The sequence below is a fragment of the Clostridium formicaceticum genome (assembly GCF_001854185.1).
In the GTDB taxonomy this organism is placed as follows: domain Bacteria; phylum Bacillota; class Clostridia; order Peptostreptococcales; family Natronincolaceae; genus Andreesenella; species Andreesenella formicacetica.
In genome coordinates this window covers 2,149,765-2,175,185 of sequence record NZ_CP017603.1, presented here as the reverse complement: position 1 = coordinate 2,175,185, position 25,421 = coordinate 2,149,765, and the positions used below count along the sequence as shown (strand labels likewise).

The window sequence follows — 25,421 nt, the reverse complement described above, 5'->3', positions numbered from 1 at the left end:
CTCCTTAATATTCTACCATTGTTTTTGTAGACCATCCTGCTACACGGTCTCCACAGAACATTGCATTGTTTTCCATAATAATTGATCCATCTTCTCTAACAGATGATCCTAAGATTTCATCGTCTGCCCAGCCTCCAGATAAACCATCTCTAGCTAATGCTTGTAGTTCACCAATAACTGTTTCCATTGGAGGAAGCTCTATTAACTCTGAAACGTTTCCACAAGAAACAATAGCATCTGCTTTTTCATCTAAGGTTACTAGTGGTTGAGAAGCTCCATCTCTACCAGTACATTCATTTGTAAGACCAATTGTCTTAACTCCTGCATTTTCTAATGCTACGATACATGCAATAAAGTCTGCATCTGGATTGCCATAACCTTCTTCTGCCACAACTGCTGCATCAGCACCTAAAGATTTCGCCATTTGTGCTACAAATTGCGCTGCTCTTTCTTTTTGCTCTAGGGCAACATTTAAGTTAGACATAATCACACCTAAGAAGTTAATGGTTTTTCCATGTTCTTGATATAAACGCTTAATCATTGGATAGTTTTGAAAATCATAAGTAGACCATTTTGAAGAACAAGGCATAAAAGATCCTGAAATCATAGCACCGTCTAATACTTCATTAGGATGCATAAAGGTTGGCACCATATGGTTGCAGTCCCATCCATATACTAAGTCATTGTAACCCATTTCCTCCATTTGAGATTGAGGTTGTAATACTAATGCAACACTTGGTAAGGCCTGTACTTCTTCAGAACGCTTTGTGATTGGTGCTAATTCATAGGTTTCCACTTCTTCTGGTTGTAATTCAGCAACACAGCTGCCTATATATTCTGCTAATCTCATACCTGCCCATCTTAAAGCACGGTTTTTCTTCTGCTGTTCACGTTTTTCGAACTCTTCGTCAGTATCAGCTACAAGACAGATGTTTTGTAATTGAGAAAAAAGTGTATATTTTGCTCCTTCTCCACTCATATCAATGAGTCCATCTTGGAATCCACCCCAATGCTTTCCTACTACTAATACACTACAATTTTTTAATGCAAGGGTTTTTCCATCTCCTGACTGCATTAAGTCCCCTGTTACTCCAGGGAATACTGGACCTCCACCTACTCTGTGTCTTGGCTCAATGGCTTCTTTTACTGGTACGATTCTTACTTTGTCTCCAGGCTTTGTAATGATGATATCTGCTTCTGTAATATGCTCATCTTCTCTAACAACTGCTAATGCCTCTTCCTTATTAATGGTTAGTGTTCCATTAGCATAAGCTGTTTGATCACCAAAGATGACATCTTTTACATAAAAATTCCCAATCTCTAATTTCATAAATTTACACACTCCCTTCAGGTTATTATATATTGTTTAAAAAAACTTCTATATTTATGCGGCTAGCTATAACATCGAAAACGTTTTTCTTTGTTAATTTACTAACTATAATCATTATATCATTAATGAGTATATTTTACAATCATGTTTATTCTATAATTCTATTTATTTTTTAATGCTTTTTATTAATTATATTCTTCCTCTAAAAAGCCCATCAGATATGAAACTTTCCCTATTAAATAAACGCAAAACACCATACTCCTGAGTATGATGTTTTGTTAGAATTAGCAATCGCTTTTCTCTCCTGCCACAAATCCTGCTTCCTGTAGCAGCATTAGTGCATCCTTTACCTTTGCTTCATTCACCATCAGGATCGGTCCTGTACAACCCATACCGCTTTCTGCATAAATACCCTTTTTCCATAGGGCTTTTACAGCATCCTCTAGATCCATAATATCAATCCCTGATATAGAGCCTGTCACCACTTCCTTTGGTGGTGCTGTTATCTCTTCATCAGCTTCTTTTGCTTTTTTGTTGTCTTTTGTTAGGCTCTTTAATATTTCATCCAGGTTTGCTTTTTTTGCGGCCTGGAATTCTTCTTTGGCTACTTCCTTCAGGTTACCCTTTACTAGTTCTGCTGCATATTGAAGGGCATTGGCTACCACTGGGACACCGGAGGCTCTTGATAAAATCAAGATGGTTCTTTCTTGTCCTTCTCCTATCCCTGGGCCATAGCCATAACCGATGGATTCGTAATCTCCTCCTGTTGTAAAGGCAGAGAATACCTTCATTAATACGTTACCGCTTAAGGTGTCCTGTACCATAATGTCTGGTGTTCCTGCCAAAAGGTCATTTCCCCTCATGATACAGCCGCCGTCACTTCGCATAGATTCTGTCAGGTTGATAGCATAACCGTTAGCTTTTAGTTCTTTTAAGGCCTTTTCTACTTGTCTTGCCCCGTCTACGTTTAAGATTCCTACGGTTGGATTTTTAATACCATTGGCTTTGGCTGCTATGATGCCGTAAAGGGCATTTTTTACCATCGCTTCTGTTCTATGGGGTGAAGATGTACCGGTGGTGGTGGCAATAAACATTTCTTTTCCTTTACCAGGAGTGATGACTTTTCCTACGGTAGATACACCAATAGGGAAGCTGTAGTGCATGGTAACGCATCCGTCTATTTCTCCACTGTCCAGTAGTTCTTCCATTTTTTTGTGGGCTTCTTCTTCTGTATTGGCTTCATATTGTACTAGATCGCTTTCTACTTTAGGGCCTATTAAAACTATCTGATAACCTGCTGAGGACTTTGCTGCCATTTGTGCTGCTTTTACGAGGTTTTCTACCCCATGCTCGCTGCCTAAGGTGGTTAGGCCTATTCTTGTTTTTTTACCAAATTCGCCGGTTTCTATGGCATCGGCTATGTTGTTGAATACTTTGCCGATCATTTGTTTTACTGCTTTGTTTTCTGACATTGTATTCACTCCTTATTCTTCTAATAAGTGTGTGGCAAAGTTTCTCATGGCTTCTGCTATCATATTTTTTACATCGCCTTCTGATATACCTACTGTCGCCTCACCTTGTCCGTTGTTTTGTTCCATCACAATGGAAACACCGTCAAATTGGTTGGTCATTCTTCCTAGGAATAAGCTGCCTTTTCCTACGATCATGGCTCGATTGATTTCTTTGTTTAAAAAGGCTTCTCTAGCATGACCGATATAAGGTACACCGCTTGGAATATGCCCTTGGGTTGGTGCCCAACCTGGCATACCGTGTTTTTCTCCAAAGGTTGCTACGTCTTTTCTGTCTAAATCCCCACGTTTTACTCCTAAAGCTGCAATCATTTTGTAGTTGGCTTCTGGTACGTCCCCTGCTCCTGCTGGTTTGGTGACGTCTGGGTTTTGCATTTCTACGGAGTATTTATCGATATCTGTAATTTTTAAGCCCCCACGATCTAATGGTGCTGTGATTAATGAGGTAATTACAGCTTGTGGTGATGAGCCTGTGCCTACCGTATGTCTTCCTAATAGGTCTGTTCTTAAAACTGGGTTGATGCCATCGTTTTTACTTACTAGTACGGCAAAGCCTCCTATGATATCCTCTAGGATCGGCATGTCTTTTTTTACATGGTCTTTTCCGTTCATGCCTAGTTTTGCTGTTGCTCCACCGGCTACGATCACGACATTTTCATATACGCCTGCCTTTACTAAGGCTGCTGCTTCGATGAGAGCATGTGTTGGTGCTGCACAGAAACCTCTTGTATCTGATCCTGTAGCGTTTACTGCTTCTGCCATTTCTGCTATGGATTTTGCAAAGTTTCCGCCGCCTCTTTGGTTCATGTCACCGCAGGCTTCTTCTGAACACTCTATGACATAATCAATTGCACTTGCTTCGATGTTGTTTTTGTCTAATAGATGTAGGAAGGCTAGTACTCCGGATGCCTTTACTACTAGGTTTTCATACATAATGTGGGCGTTTAAGTTGCTGTCTATTTCATGGGCTCTTTTTACGCAGCCTACTAATTCATTGTCATGGTAGATGGCTTCTGCATGAAATTCTTTAATAGCTTTGTTGATTTCTTCTATGTCATCCCCTTCTTTTAGCTTCGCTACTAGGCTTTCCTTCATAAGGGGGTGTTTTTTTAGTTCTTCTTTTACTTTGGATGTAAAGCTTTTTTCTAGCATGACTAAGTCAAAGGCATCTACGATTTTTAATAAGCCAATAAATTCTGCCTGTGGCATAATTTCACCGAACTTCCCGTAACGATCTGCCCCTTCTACTTCCTTGTCATACCATGGCATATCATAATTTCTTAGCTCTTCTGGTTTTAGTTTTCCAATATATACTTGGTTTGGTGGGTAGCTTACTACCGCTTCATAGCTTCTTAGATGATTAGGTAGTTTTTGTAGGTACTCGGAATTAGGGTTAGATTGTTTTTCTGTTGTTTGGGTTGTTCCATTGTGCATAATCATATCTGGTGTATGCATTAAAACATAGGATGATCCTTTTACTACTGCATAGGACATTTGTTTGCACCTCCGTGGTATTTTTTAGAGCGAATATATTCAAATAGATGGGTGTAATCTATACACCCATCTATAGTTTTATATTTTGACTTTTAGTTAAATTTACAAAATTGTTCTCTAATAGACGACATTTCTTCTATGATTTCATCAACATTTAATACCATTTCCATCATACCAACTTGCTCATCATAGACACCAGCATCTACTTCGTCTTTGAATTGTGGCTCAACTACATGAAATACTCTAAGCCCTAACTGGACTCCTGCCAATGGACCCGCAAAGGTTGGATCACCTGCTGTTACAGTTTCAGCAGCAAGACCTGCTGCTTCTGCTTCCGCAGCTCCTAAAAGCACTACCATATTTTCTGCACCGTGCTTTTCAGTTAAATCCTTTACTCTTTGTTGATTTTCTAAGTCCATTGCTCCTGCAGCGGTTCAGACAAAGCATTCAGTAGATGAGAATACTACTTCTGCGCCTGTACCCTTTAGGCACTCTTCGATGGCTGGACCAGGAATACCATCACGGTCGCCAACAATGATAACTTTTTTACCATCATAAAAACCCATTTTCAACATCCTTTCTTTTCTTAATTATATTCATGCTTTTTATGGAAAAATACTATGCAACAGATTTCACCACTGATTACTTGACCTAAGTTTATACATAATATATTTACGATTTATGTGTTCTACAAAGTGTGATTATTATAGGGGAAGCATCACCTTATGTAAATAGTATTATGCATACTTTTTGATCATCGTCTCAATGTTTTCTATTGTAGCATCTTCTTTTGTAACCTCATCTATTTTTTTACCATCTTTATAAACAGCTATTGTAGGAAGGCCCAATACTTTTTCTTTAATCGCTAACCTTCTCGCTTTAGTAGTGTCTAATTTGCAAAATTTTATACTATTATTATATTTTTCAGACAGTTCCATCACAGACGGCATTAATGCTTTACAAGGTTCGCAGCTCTCACTCCAATAATCTACAAGAACATACCCTTGCGCCTCTAACACTTCTGTTTGAAAAGTATCTTTATCTACTGCTAACATTTTTTCACCCCCTTTTACATCGTTTTCCTTACTATTCAATAAAAAATTACCTCGGTATGTAGTGTTTCATCTTCTACGGCTAAAATTTCATACTTTACTATGATTCCGAGGAACTATGATTGCCTTTGTTAATATTCTATCATAGCTCTTTAAATTTGTAAACATGTTTATTATATAATCTTATTCAATATTTTAATAGGTTAATAATTTTCAAAACTTTTCTTAAGTTGCCACTAAACTAAATTGTAGGAGTAGTTTTAAATGTATTATTTTGGGGTCTAAGATTCTTAAACACTGTTCAAAATGACACTTCAAGAGAATTTTAGAAATAATTGGACTAAGTTAATATGTATCATTTACTACGAAGTGAAAAAAACACCATGCATATAAGCATGGTGTTTTCCGTATGAATAGTTTGTTTTTTTCAAAGAAACTTCATCTTTTTTTAGATTCTTAAAGAACTTCTTGTTCTTCCAGTAAAGCGATAAATGCATTGGTGAGATTATTTGTATTGACACTTTCTTCAAACAATAATCCATCTCCAACAACTTGTAATCTATCTTGCTTATCGTCAAAGCTATACCTTCTTATCTTGGTCAAAACAAAACCTTCAATGATAGAATAACTACATTCTACCATTGAAGGCTAATTAATTCAACATACTTGCTACTTGCTTGATTTAATAAACACCATGGTAATGAAATTTATGGAAATATTATTGTTTCACAAAATTTGTGGTTGAACTGATTTTATTGTTTAACATCTGGAGGGCAGTACACTACTGGTGATTCATTATCTTCATCACAATGTTATTTAAATGTATTTAAGGAGTATCATTTAAATTAACGTCTTCTACTGTGGTTATAGTAATATCTTCTTCTATTACAGAAGACATTCTAAACTCTCCTATTACTGTTTTTCCATCGGATGCGTAAAGTGGAATAAACCGCTCTTGATCAGTGTTTGCTTTTTGCATTGCAATAGCTTCCTGAGGATTTTTTGGTGCTTTTCCATATAAGTCGGCAGCATAGACATACCCTGTAGTACCATCAATACCTTCCGCAAGAATTAAGTCAGGCTCGGTTTCAAAAGAAACTGCATAAAGAGAGGATCCGTATGTCTGCCCATTTTCATTAACCTTGTAAACTAAGGAAGAATCAAAGTTTTCTTCAGTTATTATTTCATTATTGTGGACAGAATAAAGTTGACCTTCTTCATTTATATCATAATTCTTTTGATAAAACAAATTATTAGTCATAGCATAATTAATGCTAAAAGAACCGACCATAGTGCCAATAATGAGAGCAACAGCAACTATAATAGTAATTTGTAATTTTTTCATAGAATATTTACACCTCCTATCCTTAATCAAGTTTTAAACTTGGACTTCTGTTCGTAGTATGTTGAGTATAACCACTTCCGTTAAAAATCCTAGTTAGTCCATAACTATAATAAGTACCTGAATCAGAAATATAGGTAGTCGGCACATCATAACTGAAAGCAGGAGAACTATTATATTCCCACTCTGCATTAGCAGTTTTAAGAACACCATCGTCTTTATACATTCGTGATAAAACCCCTAAATAACCTACAGGCAAGCTAGATCCACTCTTTAACGACACTTTAGACCGTGCAACTATTTTAGATCCCCAAAGTTGAATGTACGATTGGTTCCAATAAGATGTACCATTCACTGTTAAATCCTTTTTTTCCCCTTCTGCCACAGTTGCAAAAACTGCTGTGATACTTGCTGAAAAAATAAGGGCTATAAGAAAAGTTACTATAAAGAGATTAAATTTTTTCAATTCTCGTCACCTTCTCATCTTATTTATTATCTTACAATTAATACTACACTTTGATCAGTAAATCTTCTTCCTATTGGCTTTTGTACATCCTAATGCTAAGCAAGTATTAGGCGACACAAAAGCCTATCTAAATTGGTGGACCCACATCAAGCATAGAATCACCCTTTCATTTGTATTATTTTGTATGATTTAGAGTTAAATTTATAACCAATAATAGATTAAACTAAAAACCCAGAATGAAATTTAATCTAATTTTGACTTTTCAAATAATTTGCTTCAGCATAAACAACTTCTACATAAGCGTTAAATACATCTACTTCTTTATCTACCTCATCAACACTGGAAAATTCAAATACATAAGTGCTAATTAATTCAAGATGTTCGACTTGTTTTATTTTTTTAAATATATTTCTATCAACCCCTTTTATGCTTTTTGTACTTGTTTCAGTTTTATAACATCTCATCTCCTTGCATCTAATTTTTAATTTCTGCCTTTTTCAATTTAAAAATCTATCTTGTATTAGTAAGTACATCCTTATTATATCAGATGATTTCCATTTTTAAATATATATGGAACAAAATGGGAGTTTATGGGAACGAAAAGGGAGTTTATGGGAACAAAAAAGTTTAGGTGCCATTTGATTCTCTTTATTTAATAATCATATATATGATTTAGAATTAAATTTGGTTTGTATTTCTTAAATTAAATGTATCATCTTCCTTTTTCCAAAACAATCCATTTTGCATATTCGGTCATTATCATGTCCTATTCGATAAAAAAACACCATGCATATAAGCATGGTGTTTTCCGTATGAATAGTTTGTTTTTTTCAAAGAAACTTCATCTTTTTTTAGATTCTTAAAGAACTTCTTGTTCTTCCAGTAAAGCGATAAATGCATTGGTGAGATTATTTGTATTGACACTTTCTTCAAACAATAATCCATCTCCAACAACTTGCAATTTAGCCTTTTTATCTTCAAAGTTAAATCCATCAGTGTAAAGAATAGGACTTTGATTTACGGGCCACAAGCTACTGGTTTTTTCTAATGCTTTATGGATACCAAAGTACTCTGCTTTATTTTTAGAAATTTCTTGTAAAATTTCATTAGGATGACTGTATTCAAGGTTTTGGCTTAAGGTATTAGCTAATTTAATAATAATCTCCCAGTTTTCATACCCTGCAATGGAAGGAATCCCTTGATTTAATCTTTGTATTCTTCTTTCAGAATTTGTAAAGGTTCCTTTTGATTCTACAAAACTTACTCCTGGTAATACCACATCCGCTTTTTTAGCGGTTTCTGTTAGATGTGTGTCCTGTACCATTAAGAAGTCCAGTTCTTTCAGATCTACATGAGGTACATCTTCTCCAAATACCAGTAGCCCTTTGATTTCTTTAGCTTCAATACCTTTTACAATCTCCGCAGCATTCTTATGAATACCCATATCACTAAGGCCTTGGCTATTACTGTTTGGTTTAAGCTGAATGATTCCGCTTCTAGCTTTACCAATGTGTCCTGAAACAACTGCCATATTTGCTAGAAGTTTTGCTGCATCTGCCGTGATTTGATTTTGTTCAAATACAATCATAGCTTGTTTAGCATTTCCATATACATCTGCTATTTCTCTTGCGGCTTCGCTAACCACGATGTCTTCTAAATCCTTCTTTAATTCTTCAAAGCCTGCTACTTGTTGCTCTTTTGTCACACTTCCCTTTTCAATTAAGGCTTTTATGATTTCCTTTAAGAATCCAAGGGTGTTGGAAGGATTTACTTTCATCTGTGCCCATTCATCTGCCTGAGATTCAAAAGGATTGATTACAACTAGCTTTGCTCCATTTTCAACTGCCTTTTTCACTTTAAGTCCAGCAATTGTGTGGTTTTTCATAATGTCTGAACCTATCAATAAAATGGTTTCTGTTGAAAGCAGTTCATCAAAGGCATTGGTAGAAGCATCATAACCCAGTACATTTTCGATACCACCGTGGACTTTATTGAAACTAAATAAATGATCTGTTTTTAATACTTCTTTTCCAAACTTAGAAATTAAATAAATTTCTTCATTGGTGTATCGATCAGAAACAGAAAGTGCTAAAGAATGACTACCGTGTAATAGCGTTAGTGCCTGTGCTTTTTTAGCAGTGAAAATAAAGGCCTCTTCCCAAGATACTTCTTGCAGCTCTCCTTCTTTTCTGATCAGTGGCTTTGTTAATCGCTTGCCTTTTTGTGCAATGTCAAAACCAAATCTACCCTTCACACACAATAAGCCATCAGTAACATCATTTTCCCTATTTGGTAAAGATCTAACCAACATATCTCCCTTGATGTTAAGGTCAATATTACATCCCACACTACAATGAGAACAAATTGTATGGGTAGTCTGTGTTTGAACTGGCACAGATTTCTCAATACTTAATCTCTCCTGTAACGCCCCGGTTGGGCATACACTGACACACTGGCCACAGGATATACAGCCGGTTTTCTTTAGAGGCAATTCAAAGGCTGGTTCAACAATGGTATCAAAGCCTCTGTTCATCAAGCCTATAGCAGAAACCCCTATCACTTCATCACAAACCCTAGCACAAAGTCCACATAAAATACACTTATCAGGGTTTCTTAGGATGAATGGATGGTCATCCTCTTCTTGTCGATGGTGTACTTCACCAGCTACTCTGTCTGGCGCTACCTCATATTGGTTTGCGTATTGAATCAATTTACATTCAAATACATCATGACATCCACACTCAAGACAACGGTTTGCATCTCTCTTAGCATCTTCTTCCGTATATCCCGCTACAATCTCCTCAAAGTTTGTTTTTCTAAACTCTGGAGAAAGATGTGGCATAAAAGGTCTATGCTCTTTCACTCTATCTTCAAAATCAACTTCTGTTAATCCTTCATTAGTTACATAGTAAGGCTCTTTATAAGGTACGATTTCACCCTCTAAATATCTACATATTACGCCTGCAGCCTTTTTACCGTCAGCGATTGCTTCTATGGCTATGGATGGTCCATTGTTTGTTCCATCTCCCCCAGCAAATACTCCTGGTAAGTTTGTAAGGAAGCTGTTTTCATCAGCATAAATGGTACCCCAATTTGTCAGTTGTACATCTTCAAATCCTTGAATATCTACTGCCTGTCCTATGGAAGCAATAACAGAATCTACCTCAATGATTTCTTCTTCCCCTTCAATAGGTACAGGTCTTCTTCTGCCCTTTGCATCGGGCTCTCCTAATTGCATCTTTTGAAGCCTTATTTTCGATACCTTTCCGTTTTCTCCAATAATTTCAATTGGATTCACAAGAAACTTGAAGGTGATGCCTTCTTCTTCTGCTTCTTCTACCTCTACATCCTCTGCTGGCATTTCTACTTTTGTTCTACGGTAGATAGCATATACCTCTTTAGCACCTAACCTCATAGCTGTTCTACAAGCATCCATAGCGGTATTTCCTCCACCTACTACGGCAATTCTATTTCCTGTTTTAATAGGCTCATTGATGGCAAACTTCGTTAAAAATTCAATACCTCCAATAACACCTTCTAAATCTTCTCCAGGACAGTTTAGCTTCGTACTTTGCCATGCGCCTATGGAAAGGTATACTGCATCAAAGGTTTCTCTAAGATGGTCTAATTTTACATCAGTACCAATCTTTATACCTGTCAGCATTTTTACGCCCATTTTTTCAATAATAGCAATTTCTTTGTTTAGCACTTCTTTTGGAAGGCGATATTGAGGGATTCCATAACGCAACATCCCCCCTAGTTCTGGCATAGCCTCATAAATAACAACTTTGTGTCCTTCCTTAGCTAGATAATAAGCGGCAGTAAGACCACTAGGACCGCCTCCTACTACAGCAATTCTTTTCCCGGTAGCTGGCTTGATTTCTGGTATAAACTCTTCTTCATCTCTAAGATCAATATCTGCTACAAATCTCTTTAACCACATAATCGATACAGGTTCATCCACCAATTTTCTTCTACATGCGTCCTCACAAGGATGAGGGCATACTCTACCAACACTGGCTGGTAATGGTAATTGTTCTTTGATTAATTTTACTGCTTCCTTATATTGACCATTGGCGATTAAACCTACATAACCTTGACAATCGGTTTTAGCTGGACAGGCTGTCACACAAGGAGGACGACAATCCCCTACATGGTCAGATAATAGAAGCTCTAGCGCCATTTTTCTAGAACCTTTTATTTTTGGTGTGTTGGTCTGAACCACCATACCATCACTAGCTTCAGTAGCGCAAGATCTTAGTAATTTTGGAACACCTGCTACTTCAACAACACAAAGTCCACAGGAACCATAGGCCTTTACTCTTTCATCATGACAAAGGGTAGGAATGTCAATTCCATTTGCCTTAGCTATTTCTAAAACTGTTTGACCTTTGTATCCAATCACTTCTTTTCCATTTATGTTAAGTCTTAATTTTGTCATATATTTTCCCCCCTATCCTGCTACTGTATTTCTACTGCACCAAATTTGCAGACTTCTTCACACTTACCGCACTTAACACACTTCTCTTGAAGAATACTATGCACTTCTTTTCTTTCTCCAACAATTGCATCAGCAGGACAGTTTCTTGCACAAAGTCCACATCCAATACAATTTTCTAATATCGTAAAAGTCAGTAGGTTAGAACATTGCTTCGCAGGACACTTTTTATCATAAATGTGTTTCTCATATTCATCTCTAAAGTATTGAATCGTACTTAAAACAGGATTTGGCGCCGTCTGACCTAATCCACATAAGGAGCCCTCTTTAATCTTTGTACCTAACTCCTCTAAAAGTTCTATATCTCCGTCTTTTCCTTCTCCTTCACAAAGACGGGTTAGTATTTCTAGCATCCTCTTTGTTCCAATTCTACAATGAATACATTTTCCACAGGATTCTTTACGGGTAAAGTCTAAAAAGAATCGTGCCATGTCTACCATACAGGTAGTTTCATCCATAACTACCATACCACCAGAACCCATGATTGCTCCTGTTTTCATGATAGAATCATAATCTACCGGTGTATCTAAAAGGTAATGAGGAATACATCCTCCGGAAGGTCCTCCCATTTGTACTGCCTTAAAAGTTTTATCGTTAGCAATCCCTCCACCTATATCAAAGATAACTTCCTTTAAGGGAATACCCATTGGTACCTCTACTAAGCCACCTTTATTGATTTTACCTGTTAAAGCAAAAACCTTTGTTCCTTTACTTTGTTCTGTTCCCATAGCAGCAAAGGCTTTTCCTCCATTGGCTAAGATCCAAGGTACATTGGCCAAAGTTTCTACATTATTGATATTAGACGGTTTTTGCCAGTAACCTTTTTGCGCAGGGAAGGGTGGTTTTAATCTTGGCATTCCTCTTTCACCTTCTAGGGAAGCAATTAAAGCTGTTTCTTCACCGCATACAAAGGCACCCGCCCCTGCTTTAATTCTCATATCAAACTGAAAACGTTTTTCACCAAAGAGATTTTTACCTAAATAACCTCTTTCTCTTGCCTGCTCTATCGCTTTTTTAAGACGTACGATGGCAAGTGGGTACTCAGCTCTTACATAGATAACCCCTTCAGTAGCTCCTATTGCATAACCACCTATTAACATCCCCTCGATGACACTATGTGGATCTCCCTCAAGAATACTTCTATCCATAAATGCACCAGGATCTCCCTCATCTGCATTACAAATAATGTACTTCGTGTTTCCTGGTGATTGCTGTGCAGCGTTCCATTTAAACCATGTGGGGAATCCTGCACCACCTCTACCTCTAAGCCCTGAAATCTTTATTTCTTCAATAACCTCCTGAGGGGTTTTACTTGTAATACATACCTCTGCAGCCTTATAACCACCTCTATCAATATACTCATCTATGTTTTCCGGATTCATCATCCCGCAGTTTCTCAGAGCAATTCTGTGCTGTTTTTCCAAAATACGCTGATCATTTTCTGAAATACTATATTTTTCTACTGTACTATTCGTTGTAGCAGCTTCAATAATTTCTTCTACCATTTCTGGTGTTACCATAACATAGGTGGTCTTTTTTCCCCCATCATCGATTACATCAATGATAGGCTCTAAATAACACATACCTATACAACCGGTTAGTGTTAGCTGTACTTCTAAATTTCTTTTTTTAAGTTCGCCTTCTATTGCTGCATAAACCTTGTTTGCCCCAGCAGCAATACCACAGCTCCCTTGTCCCACAATAATTTTCATTCACTAAGCTCCTTTCTCTGCGTTATTCTTGATGTCTCTCAAAATGTTTTTTGTCATTTCAGGTGTAAGCTTCCCATAAGTTTCTCCATTAATCATCATTACAGGAGATAAACTACAACAGCCAAGACATGCCACATTGTTTAATGTAAATAGATTATCCTCAGTTGTTTCTCCTTCTTTAATGTTTAATTCTTCACAAATAGCCTGCTCTATTAATTTTGAGCCATTTACATGACAGGCAGTACCCTGACACAGCATAATCAGGTATTTCCCTATCGGTTTTAATCGAAACTGGGTATAGAATGTAGCTACGCCATGAATTTTAGTAGGTTTAATACCAGTTTCCTGGGCAATATAGTTTAACGCCTCCACTGGTAGGTAGTTGTACACCTCCTGTACTTCCTGAAGTATACTAATTAAACTACCCTCCACCCCTTTATATTTTTTAACGATTGACTGAAGATCTTGAAAGTCAAATTGGGTATTTTCAAAGCTTGTTTCAATAGGTTGACTACCTCCACAACATCCCATTTACCTACACTCCTTTCTATCTGATTAGAATAACTACTCTTTTGTCTTTAATAAAACTAACCCCTCTACAAATTTTACAACATTTACGACATGAAGTAAATCTCTTAAAATTGGATTGTTAAAATTTTAACGTTTTCCTATTTCTTGCAAAAGCTTAAATTTTTCGGCGTTTTTTTCAATTGTTACTATTATATCATGTTTTTCTTTAAATTCAAGAATTTATTTTATATTCACTTAAATTTTTTTGTTTTTTTTTAGACTTAATGAAGAATTTCGAAAAATTCATCGTTTGATTTTTCAAAATATTACATAAATTACAAATAATACATTTTATTTAATTTGTTTAATTTTAAAACATGTTTATGATTGATATTTATTTAACGGTAAATTATAGTAAACATAGACCATCTTTTCTATATGATGTTTTAGCTTGAAAAAACTTTTTTCATCCACTGTAATAATGACCGTTAATTTTGTCAAAAAACATAGTATAGCTATAAATAAGTAAATAACCCAAATCTTTGATTTGGTGTTCGCCACTTAGTTGCTTCACCTAGAAATGGACGTCTTAGCAATATATTGAAGGATAAAGCCTAAATGTTATAAAAAAATCATGTATTTAACATATAACAATTGTAGGAACCCGTTGTTTATGATAAAATTTTCTTTGTGGCTTTATGTCCAGCCCTAAAATGGATAATGTATAATATAATAAATAAATTGCAGCAAAATTATTTGATAAATAAAGCCTAACCTTTCTTTAACTGGTATTCAAGGACTTTTTTATTCTAAAGGAAAGATCAAATATCCTTTCATAACGCCAGACAGATTACGTAATTTATTTATTTTAATTTATATAGATAACTTTTCTATATAGATGTGCGCCCCTAAATTTTAATATACTAAGGACTACATTTGCAGCCCACGGTTTTGGGGCGAAACCGTAGACCGTGTATATTAAAATTTAACTTTAGAAGTGCACATCTATAGTTTATAAACAAATTTCAAGGAAAGAAGATGAGAAAAACACATGCAAAGACAAGATATTAGAAATGTTGCAATAATCGCCCACGTTGACCATGGAAAAACAACTTTGGTAGATCAAATGTTAAAACAAAGTGGTACTTTTCGGTCAAATGAAGTCGTAGAGGAAAGAGTGATGGATTCCAACTCTTTAGAAAGAGAAAGAGGCATCACTATTCTATCTAAAAACACTGCAGTTTCTTATAATTCAGTAAAAATTAACATCATTGATACCCCTGGACATGCAGATTTTGGTGGAGAAGTAGAACGAATCATGAAAATGGTAGATGGTGTATTATTATTGGTGGATGCCTTTGAAGGACCCATGCCACAAACTCGTTTTGTTCTTCAAAAAGCTTTAAAAGAAGGTTTGACGCCCATCGTTGTTGTTAATAAAATTGATCGTCCTGAGGCTAGAGCTGAAGAAGTTATTGACGAAGTTTTAGATTTATTTATTGATTTAGGGGCTAATGATGATCAACTAGACTTTCCTGTTATTTATGCTTCTGCTAGAGACGGCTATGCCCATGTATCTTTAGATGAAAAAGGGGTTAATTTAGCGCCTTTATTTGAAGCCATACTAGAATATATTCCCTGTCCCGAAGGTGATGCTGAGGAGGGTCTTCAGCTGCTGATTTCTTCTATTGACTATGATAAATATATAGGCAGGATCGGTATTGGAAAAATTGTCCGTGGTAAAATTGCCAAAGGTCAAACTGCTGTTCTTGCAGCCACAGATGGAAACCTTGTGAATGTTAAGATCAGCAATCTCTATGACTTCCAGGGGTTGAAACGTGTAGAGCTTGAAACTGCAACTGTAGGGGAACTTGTAGCGGTATCAGGAATAGCTGATATCAATATTGGTGATACGATTTGTTCTGTAGATGAAGTAGAGCCTCTACCCTTTATGAAAATCGACGATCCTACCATTTCTATGAATTTTATGGTGAGTGATAGCCCCTTTGCTGGCCGTGAAGGAAACTTTGTAACCAGTAGACATCTTAAAGACCGTCTTGAAAGAGAGATGCTATCGAATGTAGCTATGCGTATGGAGGAAATATCAGCAGAATCTTTTAAAGTATTGGGAAGAGGAGAGCTACATCTTTCCATTCTTATTGAAACCATGCGTCGAGAAGGTTATGAGTTTGCTGTTTCTAAGCCTCAGGTTATCATCAAAAAAACTGAAGAAGGCCTTATGGAACCCATGGAAATACTTTATGTAGAAACACCTGAAGAAAGTGCCAGCGCAGTAATTGAAAAAATTGGGCAGAGAAAAGGAGAAATGTTAAATATGGTTCCAACAGGAACAGGCATGATGAAGCTAGAGTTTAGAGTTCCTGCCCGTGGCTTGATTGGTTATCGTTCAGAGTTTTTAACAGATACGAAGGGTTATGGTACTTTTCATCATTTATTTGATGGTTATGATCATCATAGGGGAGATATCCGAGTACGAACCAGAGGTTCTCTTATTGCTTTTGAAAGCGGTACTGCGGTTTCTTATGGCATTTATCATGCTCAAGAAAGAGGAAAAATCTTCATTCATCCTGGTACAGAGGTTTATGAAGGTATGATTGTAGGAGAAAGCTCCCGTTTAGAGGATATTGCAGTAAATGTTTGTAAAAGAAAGCAGTTAACTAATATTCGATCTTCTGGCGCTGATGATGCTCTTAAACTTGTGCCTCCAGTAATTTTTTCTCTTGAACAGGCATTGGAGTTTATTGCAGATGATGAGTTAGTAGAAGTAACACCAAAAAGCATACGTCTACGCAAGAGAATTTTAGATAAGTTAATCCGTGAAAGAACACAACGTAGAAATCAAAACCAATAGCACTTTAAGATGATTGAAACAAACATTTATAAGGATGCTGCGTTTTTCAAGCGACAAAGAAGAGGAGAGACTTTCAATTGTCTATAGAAATAGGACCTAAAACTAGGTCCTATTTTTTACTGCATATTATTCATCCCTTGAGTTAACTGTGATTTTACTTGTTGTAACTCCTGCTGACTTGCTGATTGAGCTGATTGATAATAACCTTTTTGCTCAGCTATTTGATATAAGCTATATTGAAATTGCTCATCGCCATTTCTCATTTGTTGTAAAGTTTGTCTTAAACCTTGATCAGATGCTTCCCCTATAGCTCTTGTATATTCTGTCATACCAGCCTTCGTCATGCTTAGTATATCATTTACCATATCTTTTTCTTGCATCACTATACCTCCTTTTAAATAATTATTTTTATAGGAATGTCATTAATTTTTGTGCATTACTTTGAGCTGACTGTGCTCCCTGCTGAAACATTTGTTTCACCTGTTGATCTTGGCATTGTTGTGCATATGTATTAAGTTTTGATACCATCATTTGGTGATTGCTGATAAGATGTCTTAAATCCTGCAGTTCCATTTGTGTTAATTGAGCCATTAAATTTTCTCCTTCCTAATTTTTATTTGGAATGTTTTTAACTTTATCCTTTAATATTATCCCTTATTTATAGGAAAATATGTTAAGATATTTTTCCTATAAAATAAAAAAATCCCATTCAAAAGAATGAGATTTTTTTATTTTATAATAGATGAATATTTGCAGCTTCGCAAGCTGCTATCATATCTTCAGCCCATATCGCTGCCTGTACTTCTCCAATATGTGCTTTTCTTAGGAAAAACATGCATATTCTTGATTGTCCTATGCCTCCACCAATCGTGTAGGGAAGCTCTTTATTTAAAATTAACTGATGATAATTCAATTGTTTTCGCTCTTCACACCCTGCTAGCTTCAACTGTCTTTCTAAAGCCTCCTCATCCACACGAATACCCATTGAAGACAACTCTAAAGCCATTTCTAATACAGGATACCAAAATAGAATATCTCCGTTTAAATGCCAATCATCATAGTCAGGAGAACGTCCGTCATGCTTCATGCCTGACTTTAAAGTATCACCAATTTCCATGATAAAAACTGCTCCCTTTTCTTTTGCAATAGCATTTTCTCTTTCCTTTGCAGTAAAATCTGGATACATATCTTCTAGTTGCTGTGTTGTAATAAAAGTAATTTCTTCTGGAAGAAAAGTTTCAAAATCTGGGTAACAAGTAGCTAAATATTTTTCTGTATCCTTAAATACCCTATAAATACTTTTCACAACCGCCTTCAGTATATCAATATTTCTATCTTCTTTAGCAATGATTTTTTCCCAATCCCACTGATCTACATAAACAGAGTGTAGATTATCTAGATCCTCATCACGACGAATAGCATTCATATCAGTATATAAACCTTCTCCTGCACTAAAATCATACTTATATAAAGCCATTCGCTTCCACTTTGCTAAGGAGTGAACAATTTCTACTGCTTTACCATCAATACCCTTTACATCAAAAGCAACAGGGCGTTCAACGCCATTTAGATTATCGTTTAAACCAGTTTCAGGTCGAACAAATAGAGGTGCTGATACCCTTGTCAGGTTTAATTCTTCTGCTAACCTCGTTTCAAAATAATCTTTAATTTTTTTAATAGCAACCGCTGTCTCACGAATACTTAAACTAGACTTATATCCTCTAGGTATGATTAATAACTCCTGTAAATCCTTCATAAAAACCCCCCCTAAAAAATTAATTTTTTCAAAATAAAAAGTCCTTCATCCTCATATAAAGGACGAAGGACATAATTGTCTCCGCGGTACCACCTTAATTAGCTAAATAGCATAGCTCTCTTCTCAGTACGGAATAAAAAATTCGATACTGCCCAATAGATAACGGTTTGGTTCCGCCTAAGCCTACTCTACAAATGTATTTCGATTAGGGACTCAGAGATGTTCTTCAATACAGGCTTCATGTTGATCTTCCACCATCATCAACTCGCTATCATTACTTCCTCTACCTACTCTTCTCTTCATTGCCTTTTTCAAATTTATGTGCTTTCGATTTTTATTAATTATAATGTATATTGCTTATTATGTCAACATCTTTTGAAAAATTCTTTCTTTGCTGAAGTTTACAATACCTTCATCCAAGACTCTGTAAATGCATCTTCTACTAATTGAAAATTCAAATTTCCACCTGATATGATAATAGCGGTATTTTTACTTTTAAATAGATGCTGTTTCATCATATAGGCAGCATAGCCAATGGCTCCTGAAGGTTCCGCCACCACTCTTTCTTTATATAGTAAATCTAATACTGCTTTTTTAATCCACACTTCCTCTACTAGGAGAATATCATCAATACACTTACCGGCCATATGATAAGGAACTTCTCCAACACCGCCTACCAATGCTTCGCATATAGAGTTTTCCGTAGGAAATTCCGTATAACATACCTTATGTTTTAGGGATTGTACCATAGCAGGACAAGCAGCGGTTTGCACCCCAATCACTTTAATAGAAGGCTTGATGGCTTTAGCAGCTACACCTATACCAGTAATCATCCCTCCTCCTCCTATGGGGACAAGTATCGTATCTATACTTGGATTTACCTCTAAAATTTCCATAGCAATTGTACCTTGTCCTGCAATCACCTCTGCATCAGAAGAAGAATCAATAAAGTTTAGCTGCCTTTCTTTTGCATAATTCATAGCAATTTTATAGGTTTCATCATAATTTTTTCCCTGTAGCTGAATCGCTGCACCATAATATTTAATTTTTTCTACTTTAGCTTCTGGTGTGTTGGCAGGTACAAATACTGTAGCCTTTATACCCTTTAACAAACTGGTGCCATAGCTTATCCCTGCTCCATGGTTCCCAGAGGAAACCGTCATAACGCCCCTTTGCTTTTCTTCCTCTGTTAAACTAGTTAGTTTGCTTAAAGCACCTCTTATTTTAAAGCTCTTTAGTTTTTGTTGACACTCTAGTTTTAGAAAAACATTTCTCTCTTTTGTGCTTAAATTCATGGAAAAATCCAGTGGTGTTTTCCATATGTGCTTCTTAATACGTTCCCTCGCCCCTAAGATATCCCGAAAATTTACCACCGCTAAACCCCTCCTCTTCTTCTTGGGTCCTATTATACAAAATAACCGAAATATTATAAAAAGTCAAGAAAACCCAGTCAAGGCAAAGTATACAAAGATACAAAAGCCTACTGGGTTTTAAAAAATAGTGCATTCATTAACTGTATAGTACAATTGTTTAATGTAGTGGTGAGAACAACAAAAAATCCCATAAGTATATTTAGCAACTATACGTACGCTACAAATAACTTATGTAGTTCTCCCTTTAATAAAATGCCGTGACTCTTCAAGACTTGGTCCAGTGCCTTTAATGTACTATATATTTTTTCTTCATAACAATTTTCTCCCATATGACCGATTCTGATTACCTTATCCTTTAAAAAATCAAAGGCTCCGGCAATCATAATACCATGCTCTTTCATCATATCTTCATAAATACGTCGAAATGACACCCCCTCTGGCACCATAAAGGTAGTCACAGTATTAGAAAAACCATCTTTGGGATACAATTGTATGCCTGCCTCTATTAAGCTTCTTCTAAGGGCTTGGGCAATTTTTGCATGTCTTTCTAATGCCTTTTTATCCTCCAGCAGTATATCTACTGCTGCTCTTAGAGCATAGATATCACTAATAGGCTGCGTATATGGAAACCATTGATCTTCATACCAGTTTTTCCAAATAGAAAGATTACAGTAATAGCCTATAATAGGAGTTTTTCGGTTTAATATTGTTTTCCAAGCTTCTTCGCTGATACTTAGAAAAGTTAGTCCTGGAGGTGCTGATAAAACCTTTTGTGATCCCCCTAACACGATATCTATCTTCCATGCATCTGTATTTAACACTTCTCCACCAATAGAAGAAACTGCATCCACCACAGTAAGGATACCATACTTTTTCAACATAGGGCAGATGATATCTATCGGATTTGTAATACCTGAGGGCGTCTCACAATGTACCAAGGTTGCTAGCTTAAAGTCATGATTTGTCTCTAAAAACTTTTGTAACTTATCAACCTCCACAGCGCTCTCATAATCCGATTGAAAAAATTGTACTTCCCCGCCATACATGCTTGCAAAATCTCCAAATCCCTTACCAAAAATACCATTGTCTATCACCAATACCTTATCCCCTGGTTCAATGAGAGAGGCGCATGCGGCTTCTAATCCCAATATCCCTTCCCCACTTAATATCAGCACATCATTTTTTGTATGCAACAATTTTTTAAATTGATTACAGGTTTCTTGATAAAATTCATAAAAAGCTGCGTCTAAATCAGGATTTGTTATTTCTCTAGATAATGCCCTCCTCACCCTCTCACTTATGTAAGTAGGCCCTGGTGTCATGATCAAAGGCACCTTCATATTCTTCCATCCTCTCTATCCATGTTAAATTTATACTACTTTAGACTTTTTCAAAGCAGCTGCCATTGGTAATCCAATCATCGCCCCTAGCACAACTTGAACAATATCTCCTGGTATTGAGCCAAAGGGTACAATCCAGTTGCCATAAAGGATTACTTCCGCTATATAGTAACCTAGCAGCATCCAAATTCCACCCACAGTGATGGCAATTAAGTTCCTTGTAAAGCTGTTCCCTTTTTTCCCACCTGCTTGAGAAATTGTACCTATTAAGTAACCCATCACACCTCTAATAATAAAGGTAAAGGGAGCCCAAACTGCCCATCCTGACAAAACATCGAATAGTCCCATGCCAAAAGCCCCTGCAACAGCAGCCTTCTTGCTGCCAAAAACAATAGCAATCATAAACAGCATGGTATTACCTAAATGAATTAAGCCTCCGTTGCTTTGAATAGGTAATCTAATATTGATAAATCTTGTTGCTACAAATACTAATGCCACTAATAATCCCGTAAGCACCAAATCCTTGGTTTTACTGTTTTCCCTTACTATGTTTTTCTTCTTTTTGTCTGCAAACACTTTTTCTTCCACCACAATTTCCCTCCTACAATAAAGATAAAAGTAATGATCATAATAACCTTATCATCATTATACAATAAAATCATTATAGATACAATTTGTTTTTTATAGATACAATTATCTAACTTTAGGTGTGTTTTAAATAATTGTATCTATAAAGTTTGTAGGAAAGGAAATTTTTTTATCATGATACTATTATGTCCTCTTTTTCCTGCGCCATAATATACTCTATTAGATGGGCTATACCATGTTCTTGGTTGGTTGTTGTAACCCAATTTGCAGCTTCTATTACCTCTTTTTCTCCGTTTTTCATCGCTACGCCTAAACCAGCATATTGAATCATAGAAAGGTCGTTCAAGTTATCTCCTACTGCTATGATTTCCTCTTTTTTTACATTGATTAAATTAGAAATTTTTTCCAAAGCCTTTCCTTTTGTAGCTTCTGCATCTAATACTTCTATATTATTGAAACCAGAGCTGGTGATATCTATATTTCTAACTTTTTCTATTTTCTTTTTTATTTTTTGAAGCTGTTCCTTTTCTTCAGAAAGAATAAAAATACTGGCAGCTCTACCACCCTGGCGTACGAAGGAGGAAAAATCAACTTTTTTATGGTTTCCTCGACACAGAACAATCCATGGTGCTAATAAAATTGCCCTCCAATAGGAAACCTCTGTTTGTAATATAAATTGTTTAATAAATCGGATTCGTTCTCTAATACTTTTTATAAAAGTATATTTTTCGTCTGATACATGATAGTATACGGTTTCCTCTTCTAATAGCTTAATGGTTTCCTCTAAAGCCTCTGACCTCATATAAATTACAGAAATAATCTTACCTTCTTTATTTCTAATTACAGCTCCATTGTTTGTAACAACCCAGCAATCAAAGCCCAATTTTTCTAAATAGGGTTTGACCGTAACATAGGGCCTTCCAGTACAAATCACTATTTCTATCCCTATTTCCTTTGCCTTTTTTAAAGCTTCTATATTCTCCTTGGATAAAACTTTGTTATCCATCAGTAAGGTACCGTCCATGTCTGTTGCCAATAATTTATAAGTCATTATTTTAACCCCCTTAAAAGTTCTTGTCCTTATTATATCTTTTTTGAACTGGGAAAAAAACCGTCATCTTTATATACCACCTGATGTATTAAGCATAAGTACAATTTAAAAAACTAAATAAAAAATAAAATTAGTGTTTAGTTTATGTAATTTGGTGTAAATAATAAATAGGTCCTTTATAGTGTCCTTGCGACAAAAATGGTATATATTATAAATAACGTTGCACTTAAAATAATATTTTTAAGGATAATAAATTTTTTAAAATTTAGGAGGGTGATTTATGATTTCAGAAAACTTAGTAAAAGAATTTAATCTACAGCTAAAATATGAATTTGCTTCAGCCAGCTATTATTTAGCTATGGCGGCCTATTGCAAAGACCTAGATTTAGATGGATTTGCTAATTTCTTTATTGTGCAGGCTGAAGAAGAAAGATTTCACGCTATGAAGTTCTTTAATTTCATCAATGAGTTAGGAGGACGTACTTTAGTTTATGGTTTCGAAGATCCTAAAAATGACTTTACTTCTCTAGAAGAGGTATTTACTGATGCTTTAAAACACGAAAAATTTGTCACCAGTAGAATTAATCATTTAATGGATTTAGCTGTACAGGAAAAAAATTATGCTTGTGTTAGCTTTTTAAATTGGTTTATTGATGAACAAGTTGAAGAGGAAGCCACCATGACTGCTATCATTAATAAACTTAAAAGAATTGGTGAAAACAGCCATGCCATCTATATGTTGGATACCGAGCTAGCACAAAGAACCTTTACGCCCCCAGCTGGTGAACAATAGAAACTAAAAGTTCCTTAGAAAAAAATCCTCAAAATGAGGATTTTTTTCTAAGGATACCTAGTGGTTTTTACGTGTCACTTTCTTTCTGACTACATAAATAGGTCTCAATTATCCTATCCAATTGTTGACTTGTTTTTATAATGTCCTTTGTAACCTTTCCGCCATTTTCTGCAAGAGCATCATTTAATTGTTTTCTTAATACCTCTAACTCAATTTTATTGTTATTCATGCACCTATTCCCTTCAATTCTATAATTACGTACAAAACGTATGTTCGTATTTTCATTGTAACATATTTATAGGTTTTTGGGAATAAATTCCTAAAAGTTTTTTTGAAAATTTTATCCTATTAAGGTAAATCCAATGTTTTAACCTGTTGAAAAGATTTCACTAAATCTTCTTTCTCCCTTCGCTTAAGACGTCTCAAGTCAACTTCTCTTTTCTGTGCATCGCTACGGTTGCTGTGCAGCTCCCAGTATACTAATTTTACTGGAAGCCTTCCTCTAGTATAACGAGCACCTTTTCCTTCATTGTGAACCTTCAATCGATTATGTAAATCTGTAGTCCATCCTATATAAAAGGTTTCATCAACGCATTGTAGTATATAAGTATAGGGCATTGCTCTCACTCCTAACAGAAATCTATCATTATCAGTTGTTATTTTTATCTTTTTATTATAACATTTTATTTATAGAAATCTAGCATAACTATAGACCTATGGTTAATACATCAAGGTCTGCATTTTGTCAAGCTTTGCAGTTGCTTATCTATATTTATCAATATACTAAGGAGGTTTTATTATTGATGCTTTTACTATTTATTTTAAGCATACTTTTACTACTTATTGTTGCTATTGGTTTTTATTTATCAAATATCGTCATCTATCCAAAAACCCTCTCCCGTGAAGAAACCTATCACTTAGAGATAGAGGCAGCTAGAATAAACAAGACTTTATTTGAGAATTTATATAAGGAAGAAATAACGATAAAATCTCCCTATGGTTATAGCCTTCATGGTCTCTATTTTCCCACAAAAGAAGCTAAAAACACCATCATCCTATGCCACGGCATTACCTATACTCTTTTTGGATGTGTTAAGTATATGGATCTTTATTTAAAAAGAGGCTTTAATATCTTACTCTACGATCACAGAAATCATGGAAAAAGCGGAGGAAATACCACTACTTATGGTTTTTATGAAAAATATGATTTAAAGGCATGGACTGATTGGATTTTTCAAAAACATAATCATCAGTGTAAAATAGGTATTCATGGTGAGTCTATGGGTGCAGCGATAGCATTGCAACATGCTGAAATTGATGCTAGAGCATCTTTTTATGTTGCAGATTGTCCCTATGATACCCTCTTTGATATTTTAAAATATCGCCTAAAAAAAGAATACCATTTACCATCTTTTCCTTTTTTACAAATTGCTAACTTTTTTTATAAGTTAAAAACAAAAAGTTCTTTTTATGATGTTTCTCCTAGAAGTGCTCTAAAAAAAGTGGTTACACCTATTTTTTTCATTCACGGTCTTGAAGACAGCTACATTCCCAGTAGCATGACAGTGACTATGTATAACATAAAAAAAGGAGCTAAAAAACTTTATTTAGCTCCTAATGCTGGTCATGTCAAAGCCTATTGGCACAATCGACAGGAATATAATACATTATTAGGGGAGTTTCTAAAAGAAATTGATTTTTGAAGCCTCCCAGAG

The 25,421-nt window shown here is 35.6% G+C and carries 24 protein-coding genes and 1 other annotated feature; of the genes, 3 read left to right on the top strand and 21 right to left on the bottom strand.

The window, feature by feature from the left end; translation table 11 throughout:
• Positions 1-4 precede the first annotated feature (4 nt).
• From BJL90_RS09805 to nuoE, 12 genes are all read right to left on the bottom strand, one after another.
• On the bottom strand, positions 5-1,330 hold the full coding sequence (locus BJL90_RS09805) for a glycine/sarcosine/betaine reductase component B subunit (RefSeq protein ID WP_070967228.1): 1,326 nt from the start codon (positions 1,328-1,330) through the stop codon (positions 5-7).
• A 284-nt stretch (positions 1,331-1,614) separates the two neighbouring features.
• On the bottom strand, positions 1,615-2,802 hold the full coding sequence (gene grdD / locus BJL90_RS09800; protein WP_070967225.1) for a glycine/sarcosine/betaine reductase complex component C subunit alpha: 1,188 nt from the start codon (positions 2,800-2,802) through the stop codon (positions 1,615-1,617).
• Between the two features lie 12 nt (positions 2,803-2,814).
• Positions 2,815-4,353 (bottom strand): glycine/sarcosine/betaine reductase complex component C subunit beta, encoded by a 1,539-nt coding sequence (gene grdC, locus BJL90_RS09795; RefSeq protein ID WP_070967222.1) that lies wholly within the window; start codon positions 4,351-4,353, stop codon positions 2,815-2,817.
• A gap of 92 nt (positions 4,354-4,445) precedes the next feature.
• Positions 4,446-4,919: a glycine/sarcosine/betaine reductase complex selenoprotein A gene (grdA, locus tag BJL90_RS09790; protein ID WP_081561929.1), complete on the bottom strand. Its 474-nt coding sequence runs from the start codon at positions 4,917-4,919 to the stop codon at positions 4,446-4,448.
• A 171-nt stretch (positions 4,920-5,090) separates the two neighbouring features.
• A complete protein-coding gene (gene trxA / locus BJL90_RS09780; protein WP_070967215.1) occupies positions 5,091-5,408 on the bottom strand; it encodes a thioredoxin TrxA in 318 nt (105 codons plus the stop codon).
• Positions 5,409-5,861: 453 nt separating this feature from the next.
• Positions 5,862-6,047 carry a hypothetical protein gene (locus BJL90_RS21890; RefSeq protein WP_156778754.1) on the bottom strand — a complete coding sequence of 62 codons (186 nt, stop codon included), beginning with the start codon at positions 6,045-6,047 and terminating at the stop codon, positions 5,862-5,864.
• 184 nt (positions 6,048-6,231) lie between these two features.
• Positions 6,232-6,750: a hypothetical protein gene (locus BJL90_RS09775; protein WP_070967212.1), complete on the bottom strand. Its 519-nt coding sequence runs from the start codon at positions 6,748-6,750 to the stop codon at positions 6,232-6,234.
• 22 nt (positions 6,751-6,772) lie between these two features.
• A complete protein-coding gene (locus BJL90_RS09770; RefSeq protein ID WP_070967210.1) occupies positions 6,773-7,213 on the bottom strand; it encodes a hypothetical protein in 441 nt (146 codons plus the stop codon).
• A 248-nt stretch (positions 7,214-7,461) separates the two neighbouring features.
• Entirely contained in the window at positions 7,462-7,677 is a 216-nt protein-coding gene (locus BJL90_RS09765) for a hypothetical protein (RefSeq protein WP_070967207.1), read from the bottom strand.
• 395 nt (positions 7,678-8,072) lie between these two features.
• Positions 8,073-11,654, bottom strand: coding sequence for an NAD(P)-binding protein (locus tag BJL90_RS09760; RefSeq protein ID WP_070967205.1), 3,582 nt, complete (start codon positions 11,652-11,654; stop codon positions 8,073-8,075).
• A 20-nt stretch (positions 11,655-11,674) separates the two neighbouring features.
• Positions 11,675-13,423 carry an NADH-quinone oxidoreductase subunit NuoF gene (locus BJL90_RS09755; protein WP_070967202.1) on the bottom strand — a complete coding sequence of 583 codons (1,749 nt, stop codon included), beginning with the start codon at positions 13,421-13,423 and terminating at the stop codon, positions 11,675-11,677.
• Positions 13,424-13,426: 3 nt separating this feature from the next.
• Positions 13,427-13,954, bottom strand: a complete 528-nt coding sequence (gene nuoE, locus BJL90_RS09750) for an NADH-quinone oxidoreductase subunit NuoE (protein WP_070967199.1) — start codon at positions 13,952-13,954, stop codon at positions 13,427-13,429.
• Positions 13,955-14,984: 1,030 nt separating this feature from the next.
• Between nuoE and typA the strand changes: the two genes are divergently transcribed.
• Positions 14,985-16,805 (top strand): translational GTPase TypA, encoded by a 1,821-nt coding sequence (typA, locus tag BJL90_RS09745; RefSeq protein WP_070967196.1) that lies wholly within the window; start codon positions 14,985-14,987, stop codon positions 16,803-16,805.
• 116 nt (positions 16,806-16,921) lie between these two features.
• Here typA and BJL90_RS09740 read toward each other — a convergent pair whose 3' ends face one another.
• The 7 genes from BJL90_RS09740 to BJL90_RS09710 all read right to left on the bottom strand — a co-directional run bounded on the left by BJL90_RS09740 (position 16,922) and on the right by BJL90_RS09710 (position 22,913).
• Positions 16,922-17,185 carry a spore coat protein gene (locus BJL90_RS09740; RefSeq protein WP_070967193.1) on the bottom strand — a complete coding sequence of 88 codons (264 nt, stop codon included), beginning with the start codon at positions 17,183-17,185 and terminating at the stop codon, positions 16,922-16,924.
• A 28-nt stretch (positions 17,186-17,213) separates the two neighbouring features.
• Positions 17,214-17,396, bottom strand: a complete 183-nt coding sequence (locus BJL90_RS09735) for a hypothetical protein (protein ID WP_070967191.1) — start codon at positions 17,394-17,396, stop codon at positions 17,214-17,216.
• Positions 17,397-17,538: 142 nt separating this feature from the next.
• A complete protein-coding gene (asnA, locus tag BJL90_RS09730; protein WP_070967188.1) occupies positions 17,539-18,561 on the bottom strand; it encodes an aspartate--ammonia ligase in 1,023 nt (340 codons plus the stop codon).
• A 55-nt stretch (positions 18,562-18,616) separates the two neighbouring features.
• Positions 18,617-18,873 (bottom strand) — a binding site (T-box leader).
• A gap of 89 nt (positions 18,874-18,962) precedes the next feature.
• Positions 18,963-19,934 (bottom strand): threonine ammonia-lyase, encoded by a 972-nt coding sequence (locus BJL90_RS09725; protein WP_070967185.1) that lies wholly within the window; start codon positions 19,932-19,934, stop codon positions 18,963-18,965.
• Between the two features lie 206 nt (positions 19,935-20,140).
• The gene (locus BJL90_RS09720; protein ID WP_070967183.1) at positions 20,141-21,274 is read right to left on the bottom strand and encodes a pyridoxal-phosphate-dependent aminotransferase family protein; all 1,134 of its coding nucleotides are present in this window, start codon (positions 21,272-21,274) and stop codon (positions 20,141-20,143) included.
• 30 nt (positions 21,275-21,304) lie between these two features.
• Positions 21,305-21,862, bottom strand: a complete 558-nt coding sequence (locus BJL90_RS09715) for an ECF transporter S component (RefSeq protein WP_236905059.1) — start codon at positions 21,860-21,862, stop codon at positions 21,305-21,307.
• A gap of 172 nt (positions 21,863-22,034) precedes the next feature.
• The gene (locus tag BJL90_RS09710) at positions 22,035-22,913 is read right to left on the bottom strand and encodes a Cof-type HAD-IIB family hydrolase (protein WP_070967180.1); all 879 of its coding nucleotides are present in this window, start codon (positions 22,911-22,913) and stop codon (positions 22,035-22,037) included.
• Positions 22,914-23,193: 280 nt separating this feature from the next.
• On the opposite strand from BJL90_RS09710, the gene BJL90_RS09705 reads away from it, so the two are divergent.
• Positions 23,194-23,706 (top strand): ferritin, encoded by a 513-nt coding sequence (locus tag BJL90_RS09705; RefSeq protein WP_070967177.1) that lies wholly within the window; start codon positions 23,194-23,196, stop codon positions 23,704-23,706.
• A 67-nt stretch (positions 23,707-23,773) separates the two neighbouring features.
• On the opposite strand, the gene BJL90_RS21440 is transcribed toward BJL90_RS09705, so the two are convergent.
• Both BJL90_RS21440 and BJL90_RS09700 read right to left on the bottom strand, forming a co-directional pair.
• Positions 23,774-23,935 carry a Spo0E family sporulation regulatory protein-aspartic acid phosphatase gene (locus tag BJL90_RS21440; RefSeq protein ID WP_081561928.1) on the bottom strand — a complete coding sequence of 54 codons (162 nt, stop codon included), beginning with the start codon at positions 23,933-23,935 and terminating at the stop codon, positions 23,774-23,776.
• A gap of 119 nt (positions 23,936-24,054) precedes the next feature.
• Entirely contained in the window at positions 24,055-24,324 is a 270-nt protein-coding gene (locus tag BJL90_RS09700; protein WP_070967175.1) for a GIY-YIG nuclease family protein, read from the bottom strand.
• A gap of 185 nt (positions 24,325-24,509) precedes the next feature.
• On the opposite strand from BJL90_RS09700, the gene BJL90_RS09695 reads away from it, so the two are divergent.
• Complete coding sequence (locus BJL90_RS09695; protein WP_070973134.1) at positions 24,510-25,409, top strand: alpha/beta hydrolase; 900 nt, start codon at positions 24,510-24,512, stop codon at positions 25,407-25,409.
• The last annotated feature ends 12 nt before the right edge of the window (positions 25,410-25,421 follow it).

Bases quoted from the DNA above. Each gene is read 5' to 3' on its own strand.
- typA (WP_070967196.1), top strand. From the start codon at position 14,985: ATGCAAAGACAAGATATTAGAAATGTTGCAATAATCGCCCACGTTGAC.
- BJL90_RS21440 (WP_081561928.1), bottom strand. From the start codon at position 23,935: ATGAATAACAATAAAATTGAGTTAGAGGTATTAAGAAAACAATTAAAT.
- BJL90_RS09765 (WP_070967207.1), bottom strand. From the start codon at position 7,677: ATGAGATGTTATAAAACTGAAACAAGTACAAAAAGCATAAAAGGGGTT.
- grdD (WP_070967225.1), bottom strand. From the start codon at position 2,802: ATGTCAGAAAACAAAGCAGTAAAACAAATGATCGGCAAAGTATTCAAC.
- BJL90_RS09760 (WP_070967205.1), bottom strand. From the start codon at position 11,654: ATGACAAAATTAAGACTTAACATAAATGGAAAAGAAGTGATTGGATAC.
- BJL90_RS21890 (WP_156778754.1), bottom strand. From the start codon at position 6,047: ATGGTAGAATGTAGTTATTCTATCATTGAAGGTTTTGTTTTGACCAAG.
- grdC (WP_070967222.1), bottom strand. From the start codon at position 4,353: ATGTCCTATGCAGTAGTAAAAGGATCATCCTATGTTTTAATGCATACA.
- BJL90_RS09720 (WP_070967183.1), bottom strand. From the start codon at position 21,274: ATGAAGGTGCCTTTGATCATGACACCAGGGCCTACTTACATAAGTGAG.
- BJL90_RS09805 (WP_070967228.1), bottom strand. From the start codon at position 1,330: ATGAAATTAGAGATTGGGAATTTTTATGTAAAAGATGTCATCTTTGGT.
- BJL90_RS09740 (WP_070967193.1), bottom strand. From the start codon at position 17,185: ATGCAAGAAAAAGATATGGTAAATGATATACTAAGCATGACGAAGGCT.
- BJL90_RS09700 (WP_070967175.1), bottom strand. From the start codon at position 24,324: ATGCCCTATACTTATATACTACAATGCGTTGATGAAACCTTTTATATA.
- BJL90_RS09705 (WP_070967177.1), top strand. From the start codon at position 23,194: ATGATTTCAGAAAACTTAGTAAAAGAATTTAATCTACAGCTAAAATAT.
- asnA (WP_070967188.1), bottom strand. From the start codon at position 18,561: ATGAAGGATTTACAGGAGTTATTAATCATACCTAGAGGATATAAGTCT.
- BJL90_RS09710 (WP_070967180.1), bottom strand. From the start codon at position 22,913: ATGACTTATAAATTATTGGCAACAGACATGGACGGTACCTTACTGATG.
- nuoE (WP_070967199.1), bottom strand. From the start codon at position 13,954: ATGGGATGTTGTGGAGGTAGTCAACCTATTGAAACAAGCTTTGAAAAT.
- BJL90_RS09755 (WP_070967202.1), bottom strand. From the start codon at position 13,423: ATGAAAATTATTGTGGGACAAGGGAGCTGTGGTATTGCTGCTGGGGCA.
- trxA (WP_070967215.1), bottom strand. From the start codon at position 5,408: ATGTTAGCAGTAGATAAAGATACTTTTCAAACAGAAGTGTTAGAGGCG.
- BJL90_RS09695 (WP_070973134.1), top strand. From the start codon at position 24,510: ATGCTTTTACTATTTATTTTAAGCATACTTTTACTACTTATTGTTGCT.
- BJL90_RS09735 (WP_070967191.1), bottom strand. From the start codon at position 17,396: ATGGCTCAATTAACACAAATGGAACTGCAGGATTTAAGACATCTTATC.
- BJL90_RS09775 (WP_070967212.1), bottom strand. From the start codon at position 6,750: ATGAAAAAATTACAAATTACTATTATAGTTGCTGTTGCTCTCATTATT.